The sequence below is a fragment of the Celeribacter baekdonensis genome, from assembly GCF_003047105.1.
In the GTDB taxonomy this organism is placed as follows: domain Bacteria; phylum Pseudomonadota; class Alphaproteobacteria; order Rhodobacterales; family Rhodobacteraceae; genus Celeribacter; species Celeribacter baekdonensis_B.
Map to the genome: position 1 here is coordinate 2,239,682 of NZ_CP028475.1, position 12,615 is coordinate 2,252,296.

General features: G+C 54.7%; 11 protein-coding genes and 1 tRNA gene. 8 read left to right on the plus strand and 4 right to left on the minus strand.

Annotated features, from left to right (window positions below):
* Nucleotides 1–144 precede the first annotated feature (144 nt).
* A complete protein-coding gene (locus DA792_RS14595) occupies nucleotides 145–732 on the plus strand; it encodes an NAD(P)H-dependent oxidoreductase (protein ID WP_107720583.1) in 588 nt (195 codons plus the stop codon).
* On the opposite strand, the gene DA792_RS14600 is transcribed toward DA792_RS14595, so the two are convergent.
* Entirely contained in the window at nucleotides 717–1,487 is a 771-nt protein-coding gene (locus DA792_RS14600) for a DNA-binding transcriptional regulator (RefSeq protein ID WP_199908070.1), read from the minus strand. The two genes, DA792_RS14595 and DA792_RS14600, sit on opposite strands and share 16 nt — an antisense overlap.
* A 335-nt stretch (nucleotides 1,488–1,822) precedes the next feature.
* Here DA792_RS14600 and DA792_RS22455 point away from each other — a divergent pair, with 335 nt between their 5' ends.
* The 7 genes from DA792_RS22455 (at nucleotide 1,823) to DA792_RS14630 (ending at nucleotide 8,355) form a co-directional block, all read left to right on the plus strand.
* Nucleotides 1,823–2,059, plus strand: coding sequence for a hypothetical protein (locus DA792_RS22455; RefSeq protein WP_199908071.1), 237 nt, complete (start codon nucleotides 1,823–1,825; stop codon nucleotides 2,057–2,059).
* A gap of 14 nt (nucleotides 2,060–2,073) precedes the next feature.
* A complete protein-coding gene (locus DA792_RS14605) occupies nucleotides 2,074–3,846 on the plus strand; it encodes an oleate hydratase (RefSeq protein WP_199908072.1) in 1,773 nt (590 codons plus the stop codon).
* Between the two features lie 41 nt (nucleotides 3,847–3,887).
* Nucleotides 3,888–4,505 carry a TetR/AcrR family transcriptional regulator gene (locus tag DA792_RS14610; protein ID WP_107720587.1) on the plus strand — a complete coding sequence of 206 codons (618 nt, stop codon included), beginning with the start codon at nucleotides 3,888–3,890 and terminating at the stop codon, nucleotides 4,503–4,505.
* A gap of 846 nt (nucleotides 4,506–5,351) precedes the next feature.
* Nucleotides 5,352–5,960 carry a hypothetical protein gene (locus DA792_RS14615; RefSeq protein ID WP_107720589.1) on the plus strand — a complete coding sequence of 203 codons (609 nt, stop codon included), beginning with the start codon at nucleotides 5,352–5,354 and terminating at the stop codon, nucleotides 5,958–5,960.
* A 402-nt stretch (nucleotides 5,961–6,362) separates the two neighbouring features.
* Complete coding sequence (locus DA792_RS14620; RefSeq protein ID WP_159075285.1) at nucleotides 6,363–7,154, plus strand: hypothetical protein; 792 nt, start codon at nucleotides 6,363–6,365, stop codon at nucleotides 7,152–7,154.
* 371 nt (nucleotides 7,155–7,525) lie between these two features.
* Complete coding sequence (locus tag DA792_RS14625) at nucleotides 7,526–8,134, plus strand: hypothetical protein (protein WP_107720592.1); 609 nt, start codon at nucleotides 7,526–7,528, stop codon at nucleotides 8,132–8,134.
* On the plus strand, nucleotides 8,134–8,355 hold the full coding sequence (locus DA792_RS14630) for a hypothetical protein (protein WP_107720594.1): 222 nt from the start codon (nucleotides 8,134–8,136) through the stop codon (nucleotides 8,353–8,355). The genes DA792_RS14625 and DA792_RS14630 overlap by 1 nt, the downstream gene beginning before the upstream one ends.
* Nucleotides 8,356–9,282: 927 nt before the next feature.
* On the opposite strand, the gene DA792_RS14640 is transcribed toward DA792_RS14630, so the two are convergent.
* The 3 genes from DA792_RS14640 to DA792_RS14650 form a co-directional block, all read right to left on the minus strand.
* Nucleotides 9,283–10,842: a TniQ family protein gene (locus DA792_RS14640; protein WP_254679263.1), complete on the minus strand. Its 1,560-nt coding sequence runs from the start codon at nucleotides 10,840–10,842 to the stop codon at nucleotides 9,283–9,285.
* A gap of 156 nt (nucleotides 10,843–10,998) precedes the next feature.
* Nucleotides 10,999–11,075: transfer RNA gene (locus DA792_RS14645), tRNA-Arg, on the minus strand.
* 75 nt (nucleotides 11,076–11,150) lie between these two features.
* The gene (locus tag DA792_RS14650) at nucleotides 11,151–12,599 is read right to left on the minus strand and encodes a sensor histidine kinase (RefSeq protein ID WP_107720598.1); all 1,449 of its coding nucleotides are present in this window, start codon (nucleotides 12,597–12,599) and stop codon (nucleotides 11,151–11,153) included.
* Nucleotides 12,600–12,615 lie beyond the last annotated feature (16 nt).

Genomic DNA, 12,615 nt, shown 5'->3' on the forward strand with positions numbered 1-12,615 from the left:
TTCTCTCTCATCTTGAGGTGTCACAACCCTCCTCGGCCTGCATGGAAAACCTGAACCAGTTTCACAGAGTGGAATTCCTCAAGGCTGGGCTTGAGACGGCGCGTTTGGGGTGGAAAGTCTGCTTAGACACGCCAGGAGGATTGTATGGCTCAGACACTCGTCATCATCGCGCATCCTGATTTGGAGCGCAGCCGGATCAACGCAGCATGGGCCAAGGCGGCACGGGGGCGCGGGTCCGTCACCGTCCACGATCTCTACGCCGACTATCCCGATGGTCAGATCGACGGGGCACGCGAACGCGCTGTGTTGGCGGCGCATGATCGGATCGTGCTGCAATTTCCGTTGACGTGGTATTCCTGCCCGCCCCTGCTGTCACTCTGGAAAATTGCCATTTTGAAACGCGGTTGGGCCTACGGTCCCGGCGGGCGGGCGCTGCGCCAAAAGACCTTTGGCATTGCGTTTTCCACCGGCTCGAACGGGCGCGATTATAGGCCCGAGGGCCGGTATGGTCGCACGTTGGACGAGATCACCACACCCTTCGAGTTGCTCGCCATTCACACCGGCATGCACTACCTGCCCGCGTTCACCCTAACCGGCGTGCGAGAAAAAGAGGACCGTGCCGTCGCGCAGTCGGCCCTCGACTATGTTGAATATCTTTTGACGGCGCCCCCGCGGATCGTGGCCTCAGGCAAGGACGACGAACGCGCAAAAACACCCTACCCCGCAGATTGATCTCTGCCCTCACAGATGGCGACGGCGGCCTTTAATTCAGCCTTAAGCGTGGCCACATCCACTTGTGCGCGGGCGAAATAAGTGATCCCCAGCGTCCCCACCAGTTTGGCCCCCATCCGCAGCGGCATCGCAAGCGAATGAGTTTCCGGCTGTATATTTCCCGTCCGTTCGCCAAAGCCACTGGCACGGGTCAACGTCACAACAGAGGCGGCCCGCTGTGCGATCGCCTGCGCTTCGGCGTCCGTCGTAGCGGCCTGTTGCAGCAAGGCAATCAAATGCCGCCGTTCCGCCGCCGGGCAAAAGGCCAAATAGGCGCGTCCGTGGGCGTAATCCAATAAGGTCATCCGCCGGTTGATCGTGGATTGGTAATGCGACAGCGGGCTCATTGGGATGGTGCTGAACCGGATCACCAAAGCATCGACATCAAGGGTCGCAAGCGCCGTGGGCCAGAGGGTGCGGTTCGTCAGATCCTCCGCCGCATGCCGCGCGACGTCGAAAATCTCCGGCAACCCGTGATGCCCTGCCCCAAGAGCCGCGACTTTCTCGGTCACACAATAGCCAGCCTGCCGTCCAAGTTTACGGACATATCCGGCGACCACCAGCGTTTCGAGCAACCGCACCACCGTCGGCGCGGGCAAACCGGTCTGCTCGGCAAGGTATTGGACCCGAACCACAGGCGCGCGGTTCATCAATTCCAGAATCTGCAGGGTGCGCTCCACAGATCGCACCGTTTTGGTCACCGGGTGTTGTGTCATTGAGTGCCGCATCTGCTCCAATAGGACTGACCTCCGTTCAGGTCATGGTCTTCTGCTGAACGGATAGCATAATCTTGCGCAGTGAGCCTAGAGCGCCTGAGCTGGTCGGGTCTGAATCGCATGGCTGAGCAAAAACAGCGCGAACATCGCTCCATTGGCAAACCGGCTCATGTCACAGACCTCATCACTGCTCCCCCCTGTTTTGACCCTGCCACCTGACCCGCGCGGGTTTGACGCATTCGGATGTCATATGAATTTCAAATATCACATGATATTTTAAATTCAGAACTTAAGCGAGTCGTCACAATCGACCTGCACAGAAAAGGACACAGACTATGGCCACCCCAACCATTCCAGGTTTTGACGTCAAAACAACCGCCCCCGCCGGCTTCGAACATGAGCCGGACGCCACCTCAGGCTATTGGCACAATCGCGCGCTGAACACATTGCCCCCGGCGGATTTCATCGCGCCCTATGCACGGCATCGCCCCTTGCCCACCCCCGGCATTGAAACCCGCAAAGCCTATATCATCGGGGGTGGCATCGGGGGCTTTCCGCGGCGTTTTATCTGATCCGCGACGGCCACATGCCGGCTGAAAACATCACCATCCTCGAAGAAATGTCCGTCGAAGGCGGTTCGATGGATGGCGCGGGCACGCCAAAGGAGGGCTATATCGTGCGCGGCGGTCGGGAGATGAATTGGAACTACGACACGCTGTGGGATATGTTCCAAGACGTGCCTGCGGCGGAACTGCCCGAGGGCTATTCGGTGCTTGATGAATATCGGATGGTCAATGACAATGACCCGAATTATTCCAAATCCCGCTTGATGCGCAACGGCGGTGAGATCATGGATTTCACCGATTTCGGCCTGTCAAAATCCCAACAGTGGGAAATGATCCGACTGATCCTGAAACGCAAAGAAGACTTGGATGACATCACCATCGAAGAGTATTTCAGCGCAGGATTTTTGCAGAGCAATTTCTGGTCACTGTTCCGCAGTATGTTCGCGTTTAAGAACTGTCACAGCCTCTTGGAAACCAAACTCTACATGCACCGCTTTCTCGACTCCATAGATGGGTTTGGTGACATGTCGGTGCTGGTTTTCCCGAAATACAACCAATTTGATACGTTCATCAAACCGCTGGCCAAATTGCTGCGCGACAAAGGCGTCAAGGTCCAACTGGACACCCGTGTCTATGACCTCGACATGACCCTGTCTGGCGACAAAAAAACCGTCACCGGGCTGCGCTGTGTCGTGAATGGCGCAGAACAACAGATTGATGTGGCGCCCGGCGATCTGGTCTTTGCGCTCACCGGGTCGATGACGGAAAACACCGCCTATGGCGATATGGACACGGTGCCTGAATTGACCGTGGATCGCCACACTCCGGGCGAAAACAGCGGCTGGGCCCTCTGGACCAACCTGGCCAAAAAATCCCCTGTCTTCGGTAAGCCCGAGAAATTCTACGGCGACACGGATCAGTCGATGTGGGAATCTGCCACGCTGACCTGCAAGCCCTCGCCGCTGGTGGATAAGCTCACCGAGCTGTCGGTCAACGACCCTTATTCAGGTCGCACTGTAACCGGCGGCATCATCACGTTCACGGATTCCAACTGGTTCATGAGTGTTACCATCAACCGCCAACCGCATTTCCCGGATCAACCTGACGATACGCTGGTGATTTGGGTGTACGGTCTGTTGATGGACAAGGACGGGAATTTCATCAAAAAGCCGATGCCTGAGTGTACCGGCCATGAAATTCTCGCGGAGCTGTGCCATCACCTCGGTCTCAAAGATCATCTGGACGCGATCGCCGCCCAAACCAAAGTCCGCACGGCCTTGATGCCTTATATCACCGCGCAGTTCATGAAACGCGCCGCAGGGGATCGCCCCCGTCCAGTGCCGGACGGATGTACCAACCTTGGTCTGATCGGGCAATTTGTTGAGACCCGCAACGACATCATCTTTACCATGGAGGCGTCCATCCGCACGGCGCGGATCGGGGTTTACACACTCCTCAACATCCCGAAACAAGTGCCAGACATCAGCCCGACGCAATATGACATTCGCAACATGATCAAAGGCGCGCGCGCCCTCAACAGCGGCAAACCCTTTGTGGGAGAACGCCTGTTGCACCGGGTCTTGGACAAAACCTATTTTTCCCATATCCTTCCTCCTCTGCCCGACCCCGAAAACACAAAGCACGACATGGTCGCGCAGGAGATCGGCGAGATCTTGGGCAAAGGCAGCGAGGCTGTTAAGGTGGTTGGAACGTGGATTTCGGCCTTGCGTGCCAGTGTCTCCAACCATGACAGTGCCTCTGAGCGCAACGGTGTTTCCGGCAAGGACAAGTAAGGCCAGCCAAAGCGGCGGCGCGCCTGTTGAAAGGATTTGACATGACCCAAACAGCACGCCGCCTCACCCGGCAGGAGCAACAAGAGCAAACCCGCACCCGCCTCATTGAGGCCGCAGATCACATGTTCGCAGAAGGCGGGGTTGTCGCCGCCTCGCTGCGTACGCTCTGCGAGCGCGCCGGGTTTTCTCAGGGGGCGTTTTATTCCAATTTCGCCAGCAAAGAAGACCTCTTACTCGCTGTTCTACAGCGCCACATCCATCAAGAAGTCGAGATCATGCGCCATCTCGTTTCCACCACGCGCCGCGATGATCTCGACGGCGCACTGGACAGTTTGGCACGCAGATTGGCTGAGCTCGCGCACGACCCACACTGGTCCCTGCTCTCGGTTGAATTACAACTCCACGCCCGGCGCAACCCGGAGTTTGCCCAGCGCAGCGATCAGGTCAAACGCGCAAGTCTTCACGAATTTACCACCGTGTTGGAGGAGTTGATTGCCCATCACGCCCTCACCCCTGCCCTGCCTGCCCCCGATTTGGCCCGCGGCCTCTACGCGCTTTGGTCCGGTCTGGTGTTGCAAGGCACGATCAAAGAGACCGCATCTAGAGATCAGATCTTCCTTGCCTTTCTCTGCAACATGATCGGGGCATCGCGCCGATAGGGTGGTCGCCGTATTGGCCCCTTTGCCGCATTCATCATGATGGACGCGGCGACCTGCATCGGCTTCTAGACCACAAATAGGCGCGACGGCCCAGTGCCTCCAATTCACCTCAAAACGGGTGCCACCATCGCGGGCTCGATCGCGCCGGTGTGGGTGGAAATAAAGTGGGTGGAAACAAAGATGTGACGTCTCCCGACATCAATCCCGACAAAAACACTCTTGAATTCGCCATGGATGGCTTTGGCTGCTTCTTGACTAAAATACTCAACAATAGAGAGTCATTCAATGCCACACAAGGCGATCCTTGCGCTGGGAAGCGCTGCATTGGCGCGCTCCGGCGTGGCGACGGTGCAGACCGCGACCAACTCCCCCCTGACAATCGAGAACTGAGGACAAAGTACCACTTTCGAGCACGCGCCACAAAACGCCGTGGCTCCGATTGTTTCACGCACCACTCAACTCCCAAAACCTTAGGGCGAAAAAGTTGATTGACTGTATTTGCGGCCCAAAGAGAAGCGAGCAGGGATAGATTTATCTCTCCAGCCCAGCGCTCTGCACTTTGGGGGGGACCACAACAGCTCCGCCACGCGTCGACCCCTCATCTATCATCCCATTGGCGCAAACCTCTCACAGTTTGAACCAACTGATCCACTTGATTAAAAAACGATTGACCTGTGGACTTGGCGTTCCTTACCAAGAGATCAACTTACTGTGTTGTTATTAAAGAATGAGCATTGGTGCAGGCATTGTCGGACGACCATCTTTTGATTTCGAGGGTCGTAAAGCGCGAAATGGCAATCGTAGCATTTTGTTTTGTTTATATGATCTGAGATAGAAAGATAGCTCATGCCGTTCATTTCAGAAGATTTCAAAGAACGCCTAAAGAGAGAATCTCCAACGCCACCAGATGAGTCCGAAGAGTTCACACGGGTCACTGGACATATTGTATTGGTGATCATCGTCTTTACAGCCGTCGCAAGCTATGTCGCGACTGGATTTTTCTCTGTGCAACTCGAAGTCATGTCGACGCGTCTTGCGTCCCTGGTTCCGCTCCTTAGGCCGCGCATTACCTTTCTGGCCGCAGTCGATCCAAGCTTTCCGATCCAATATGCTGCCGGGGTTCTCTCGTTCGTTTTGGTTCAACCGATCGGCATTGCACTCTTCGCGCGGGCCTATTGGCGTACTGTTGTTAAAAAACGTCTCTGCAGGCCCGTCGGACCAGTGACGCCGATCACGATGCTCCTCGGCGCAAGCCTTCTTCTGTTCTTCGTATGGTCAACCTTTGGAACCGTGCCCAGCCGATGGGACCCCCGCTACCCAGGCATGGTAAGGATATTTTTCCCTCCCATTTTTCAAATACTTGCGTCTCTCGTCTCAAGCCTATCTGCCTTTTTGAGTTTTGCAATTCTTGTGGGTTTTTTGAAATTTCTCTTTCTTCGTAGAGGTCATAAATGAACAATAGTGATACCGAGCAAAATTATGGGCTTCCTGCTTCAGCATCAATCTCCATCAACACCATCAATTCCACGAAATATTACTTCGTCTCGAAAGGAGGGTTCGAGGGCCTGTCAAAAGCGAGAGGAATAGCAACATCTGTCACGCTTGGGATGGTTGACGTTGTGACCTGAGCCCCAAGTCTCCTCCAGCTTTGCGCAGAGTCCTTGGGGTTAAATCTTTGGCGTTACTGTGTTGTTATTAAAGAATGAGCATTGGTTCAGGCATTGTCGGACGACCATCTTTTGATTTCGAGGGTCGTAAAGCGCGATCAGGATGCCGTACTTTGGCTCGACGTAAAAGGAAGCCTCTCCTACGAACGCCTCGCAACAGAAGAGACTAAAGATTATGTTTAGATGTACTATGGCGAAAGTATCTTTTTGTATTGCACTTACATTTTTATCTTTTACGCCATGGGGCTGGGCAAACGCTGACAGTATTTTCGCTCAAGAAGAGCATCCCGCAGGTCGGTATCGTCGAGAAAACCCTAACAACCCAGCAATAGCGCATTGGGGTGAAAGCCCGGTCGTTCAATTTGTCGGGCTAGAAGATGACGCAACTAAACAGCATGCACTTTCAATGCTTCTGACCTTAGCGAATGCTGCGCGAGAAGATATGCGGATCGTGGGGTTTCCCAATGACATGTTTCCAAAGACTGCCGAAATCTCCGCTCAGACAAACATTTTGCTGATTGAAACTCCGAATTCAATTTCATCAGATATCTATTACATACCTAAAACACACATTTCTGGCGCATCCTCAGTCATAGAGGAAATTGCTGAATTGGGCGTCATAGAGCAGGGGCAAGGGTGTTATGCACGTTGGAGCGCAACGGAGACTAACGAAATACGGGGGGTCATAGCTGTAATAGATAGCTCCATTCCGGAAGAGAAGAAGCGCTTGTGTTTGTCGCTCACAAGCATGTTGGCTTTCGGTATTTCAAGTACAATGACAGGATATGAGTTTACTGTACACCCTGACGGCTCAGCCGCGCCCAAAACGGCTCGGTATGCGGATAACACAGAGATCCTTCTCGCATTATCGGTGGCAGCCATATGTCGACAAGAACTTGCTGATGACGGCAACGAATGTCCGTTCGAATTAATGCAAGCGATTTTCCAGAAACATGCTGAATGGGTTGAACGCGCAAAATAGGATTGCTGCGTTTTTTTATTGCGATGTTGGTTTAAGCAAGAGGCGAAAAAGAATAAATGGGTAATACTGCGACTGACCTGAGCCCCAAGTCTCCTCCAGCTTTGCGCAGAGTCCTTGGGGTTAAATCTTTGGCGTTACTGTGTTGTTATTAGAGAATGAGCATTGGTACAGGCAGTGTCGAACGATCATCTTTTGATTTCGAGGGTCGTAAAACGCGACTAGGACACTGCGCGGGCGTTCGCCAAAGCGGCGCATCAGGAAAGCATCTTCGGGCAAATTCAGTGTGGAAGGCAGATAGTGTCCTACGTTTTTCGATATTGCTCTAGCGTATATGGGAAATCATGTCCCCGAAGAGTAAAGCAGAGTGTTTTATGACCAAAGAAAACCCTGCGCTGGCATTCGCAAATAAGAATTCGCCCTATTATTGCGTATCGCGGGATGAAACGCCGGAGCTGCGCGCGGCATTCGACCGTATGACGCCGATATTCTATCTCGTGTTGGCCCTCTATATCGCCGTGCCCTATTTCATTTGTAAGCTCGGTGGGCCGACGGTCATATCAACGATCAGACACAGTATCTCTTGGGCCCCTATGCCGCTCGAGCTTTTCGATCGGTTCGAAGGCACCCGGCAATATTCCGGATGTCACCTGTTTATCATGACGGCAATGGTGTTTGTCACGGCTCCCGCTCAAGTCTTGCTCTACTACCGGGTTTTCGTTGAGAAGGTGGTGAAGGCGGGCACGACGCTGCCTCTTGGTCCCCTATGGCTGAGCGGGTATTGGAGGCAAGTTCGAGGGACGCTACCGATCTTTATTCTAGTTCTCATTGTCCCCTATGTTCTTTTGTTGAGTGATGAAAGACCACCTGTCATCTTCCTTTGGCCTTGGGTTGCGGCCATGATGTTCGGATCTCACGTCTTTGGTTTCACGCCTATTTATCTTCTTTTGGTCATCTTAAAAAAACGGAAATTGAATCTCTAATGGCTTTATCTAACAATAATAGTCTCTCCGCATCTGATTACGCCAATATTGGCTCAAATACGATTATCGGTTCTGTTTCTGGAACCATCGAGGAATTGGGGCCCAAAGGCGGGATTGCTGGCGCGAAAGCGATCGGAAAATGGGGCGGTGCAGCGACAGGTGCAATCGTGGGCACGGTCGATGTCATAGCCGCTGCAAATAATCATGATTTTAAGTCATAAAACAGACTGCTGGCCTTGTAGTGGGCACAGCCACTGGTGCCCTGTTGGGGTCTACAAGCCTTACAAGTACCATAGTTGGTGTTGCTATTGGCTTCGGTTTGCCTGTCGCGGCAGGAATTGTGGCTGGCGCGGCAGCCGTAGCATTACTAGCTTTCGGTGCTGAGAAGCTCGTCGAAGGCATTGTCGATGAGATTCAGATGCTGGCGAGAATGATACGGCAGTACCTCCTGGTGATAATCTGGTCACTCCCGGCTACAATGGTTATGGGCAGAGGCCACCCGCAGCGATGGCCGAAGATCTGGCAGAGGCAGCAGGAACTTCTGGGCGAGGGAACGAAATCGCGCCAGGAAATGAAGTTCATGGGCTGGATATTGTAGGGTACACGCAAGACCCTAATGGCTACATGAACCGTGGGCCCTCTCGCAATTCCCCAGGTCCAGACCTTTTAGATGAGCTAGACGAAGCTGGCATTTACCCCGATGCGATCCTGCGTGAAGTTGCGCGGAGCGGATCAAAAAGTGTCGAATGCCGCGCAATTCCGACTCTTGGCGGAGTTTTTTTTGAATCTTGTCAGTGGGCCGTGCCAAGCAATTCCGACCCAAATGCCAAGCATTTCCGACCCAACCGGACCTTCGGCACCAAGACACAAGAAGTTCGCTTTCGACCACTCAACTTAAAGTCTGATTGCTGCTTGTGTGGCCCGCACGACCGCCGTTCGCGGCGAAAGAAACTGAAGCCAGGTCTCGCTCGTACAGAACCGTGCCTTTGCCGTCGACAACACAAACCGCGCAGGACCGCAACGATACGTCCAAGCCAGCATAATACTCCATTCGAAATCTCCCTTGTTCACAGATGTCCTGTGATCTTACAGGGAGCTCGACCTCAGTTCAGGGTCAGCCCAATTACGCATGCTCTGGGCCGAAAGGGTCATTTTTCGGTTGTTAGATAGGCATCTACATCCTCACGCCAGTAGATCCGGCTTAGATCATGAGGCATCGCCAACAGGGCCACATTGGCATTTCTAAACTTCATCGAAAGTGCGCCTTGTGGGCGCTGCACGAGCTCTGCGAACTCGCCCAAGGAAATAAAGCTCTCTTGGAAGCGCGCCAAACTGTCAATTGTGACAACAGTCGCCCCTTGGCGGTATTGCTCGGAGGCATCCACGCCGCACAACATTCCATGTTGAATCAAATACCCTACTGTTTTGGCCGTCACTCTTAACTGCCCGGCGGCGTCACCGATGGAAAGGCGGCTTTGTCCCGACGCCCTTGCGTTATCAACACCATACGCGCTCGCTTTAGCTTTTTCATGCGAACTCTGCCCGGCCTGAAAGAACTTCTTCTCACGCTCGTAGGCGTCGAGCATTCCCTGGGTAACAAAACTCATCGGTACGATATCGCCGCTAGCGTCACGCGTTGCGAGACCTCGGCAAATGAGGTCCTCTGCATTGCGCTTGGCGAACCCCTTCAGCGAAACCGACTTCTGTGGGTTCGACGAAGCCATTCCCTCCGATGGCACGCCCAGCACCAGCACCCCTTTTCTGACGGAAAAATTGTCAAAGACGTGTCGCCGCACGACGTCACGCAGGGGCTCGAACTCATCGCCGAGGCTCCGGCTCTTCAGCCACGCCATCCAAGGGCCAAAGAGTCGCCCGAAGAACCTGCCGTCCGCGCCGTCCTCATGAGCCATGGCGGCAAGACAGTCGGTAAGGGCTACAGGACCATCTTTCAGTATGTCGTAGCCCAAGGCACCATAGGTCATCCAATCTCGCTCACTGTGTCCTGCCAGCGCAGCATCTGGCCCCTTTGCTATACGCAGCCCCAGCACTTCACATGCCCGTGACGCCACGTTGAGTTCGAGGCGGTCGATCCATCGGTCGCCCCGCCCGCTCAGGATGCGGTTCGTGAGATATGCCTCGAAAGGACTAGGAGTCGCCTGGAGCACCGGCTGATCCAAAATCCAACCGTGGTGTTTACGCAGCTGCGCCGCGAAGTCTCTGGCGTCCTTGTGAAATTTCTCGGCTGGAAGGCTCATGAGCATGCAGCCGTGTTCCGGGCAGCTCCTAATCGACGAGAATTTCCACTGGAGGCGACGCGACACACGCCACGACTCCGCTGCCGACGGCATCTCGGACCTTATGCACTCCGGGCAGACGCGGATGCGCCTGCGTTGAAAGCTCTGAAGGGAGGCGAATTCTTCCCGCAGTCGGACATGCCCCTTGCCGAGGTGGCGAATAGACACCCGCTCCAATGCGCCCACGTCACACCCTGCAAGCTGGGCCAATTGCTCTATGGCCACCTTCTCACCACGAAAAAGTGGATCAATCGGAAAGGCAATGTCGCCGCAAAACCTCTGCATCGAAATGGCGCCGTTCCTGGCCGCAAGTCGCGACAGCAAGGAAGATGCCGGCTCGCACCCCGCATGAGACACCGTCAGCGGCAACTGCGGGAAATTCGTTCCGGGAGTGGCAGGTAGGCTTTTGACCAAGCGAAGCTTCCGAGATCAGACAAAGGCTGGATTGGCAGGATCTTACGATCACCAACTTATCTGAGCAACGTCGCTATGATTTCAGGAAATTCCGCCGCATGGGTCAGCTACCTGTCACAAAAGTCGGTTTTGCTTGGCATCTGACAAAAAGTAAAATGGTGCACCCGAGAGGATTCGAACCTCTGACCCCCTGATTCGTAGTCAGGTACTCTATCCAGCTGAGCTACGGGTGCACTGTGTGGGCGGATTTAGCGAGTGTTGCGGGGGGACGCAAGAGGCCAATGCGCTTTTTTGAAAACTAATTTGGCTTACTCTGCGGCCTCGACGGTTTCGTCACCAGACGACGCCGCATCCGAAGGCGAAAGCGCGTAGCCTTTGGGGAGGTGGATGGCAAAGGCCGTCCCAGAGGAATCGCTGCGCTCCAGTAAGAGCCGCCCGCCGTGGCCCCGCACCAATTCGGCAGCAATCGCCAGACCAAGCCCAAACCCGCCCTTGCGCGCGCCACCATGGAACGGTTGAAATAGATGTTCACGCGCCTTCATTGGCAGGCCCGGCCCTGTATCTGTGACACTCAACACCCATTCGTCATCGTCCTCAAAGGCGGCCACGGAGATTTCGCCGGGCTTGCCCGTAGCTATGATGGCCTGACGGGCATTGCGTACAAGATTTGAGAGCACCCGGTACATTTGTTCGGTGTCCGCGCGGATGACCATGGTGTTGGGCACGTCTTCGGCAAAGGACAGGTCGAAATCCTCGATGGTCAGCCGTTCGCCTTCGATCACTTCGCCAACCAATTCGGCCAAGCGCACACCAGCAAGCGCTGGGGCGGGTTCTTCGGCCTTGCCAAAGGCCAGGGTGGATTCGCACAGGTTGACCGCACGTTGGATCGAATTCACCAGTTTTGGCGCAGAACGCATCACGCCGGGGTCTTGCGACATTTCAAGACGGTCGGTGAACAGCTGTGCCGTGGTCAAAATATTGCGCAGATCGTGGGACACTTTGGCGACAGCCCCGCCCAATTGCGCCAGACGTTCCTTTTGGCGTAGCGCAGAGGTCAGTTCGGTTTCCATCGCCTTCAACGCCACTTCCGCATCGCGCAGCTCAGAAACTTTGGCCGAGGGTTGAATGATCCGGCGCGCGTCTTCGGGCGCCTGGGTGTAAGAGGTCATCGCCCCGATCACCCGCTTGATTGGTCGCACCAAAAGCGCGCGCACCGCCAAGAACAACAGAAAGGCTGTGAAGAACGAAATCGCAGCGGAGAGGGCAAGAATACGCGCGCCATAGTCGATCATCGCCATACGCAAAGGGGCTGTGGGCAGCGTCACCTCTATCAAAAGCCCGGCTTGTTTCACTGGATCGCCAATCACGCGAATGACCCGCTCTTCGGGATCAAACAGGGTGATCATCGCATCCCGGATCAATTCAAACGCACCCGCATCGCGCAGATCATAGGTGGCGTGGATTTGTTCGGGGATCGGGGAGGACAGCACAAGCTGGCGAATTTCATTGCGGCGCAGCACAACGTTGTAGACGCCTGCATTGGCCAGAAGTTCGTCTTCGAGATCCATATCGAGGCTGTCATTGGCCAAAAGCGCCAGAGACGCAATTTGGGCGCGCTCAAGCCGGGACAACAAGAAATCTTCGCGAAACCGCGCCACCGAAGGCACAAAGATCATGACTTCTGCCGCCATCACAAAGATGAACGTCAGCATCAAGAATCGCCCGGTCAGCGAGTTTAGAAAACGAAAAATGGTCATCATCCCTTATTCGACG

Excerpts from the sequence above, each read along its gene's own strand:
- DA792_RS14630 (WP_107720594.1), top strand. The coding sequence starts at position 8,134 with ATGGCTTTATCTAACAATAATAGTCTCTCCGCATCTGATTACGCCAAT.
- DA792_RS14605 (WP_199908072.1), top strand. The coding sequence starts at position 2,074 with ATGCCGGCTGAAAACATCACCATCCTCGAAGAAATGTCCGTCGAAGGC.
- DA792_RS14615 (WP_107720589.1), top strand. The coding sequence starts at position 5,352 with ATGCCGTTCATTTCAGAAGATTTCAAAGAACGCCTAAAGAGAGAATCT.
- DA792_RS22455 (WP_199908071.1), top strand. The coding sequence starts at position 1,823 with ATGGCCACCCCAACCATTCCAGGTTTTGACGTCAAAACAACCGCCCCC.
- DA792_RS14600 (WP_199908070.1), bottom strand. The coding sequence starts at position 1,487 with ATGACACAACACCCGGTGACCAAAACGGTGCGATCTGTGGAGCGCACC.
- DA792_RS14650 (WP_107720598.1), bottom strand. The coding sequence starts at position 12,599 with ATGACCATTTTTCGTTTTCTAAACTCGCTGACCGGGCGATTCTTGATG.
- DA792_RS14610 (WP_107720587.1), top strand. The coding sequence starts at position 3,888 with ATGACCCAAACAGCACGCCGCCTCACCCGGCAGGAGCAACAAGAGCAA.
- DA792_RS14620 (WP_159075285.1), top strand. The coding sequence starts at position 6,363 with ATGGCGAAAGTATCTTTTTGTATTGCACTTACATTTTTATCTTTTACG.
- DA792_RS14625 (WP_107720592.1), top strand. The coding sequence starts at position 7,526 with ATGACCAAAGAAAACCCTGCGCTGGCATTCGCAAATAAGAATTCGCCC.
- DA792_RS14595 (WP_107720583.1), top strand. The coding sequence starts at position 145 with ATGGCTCAGACACTCGTCATCATCGCGCATCCTGATTTGGAGCGCAGC.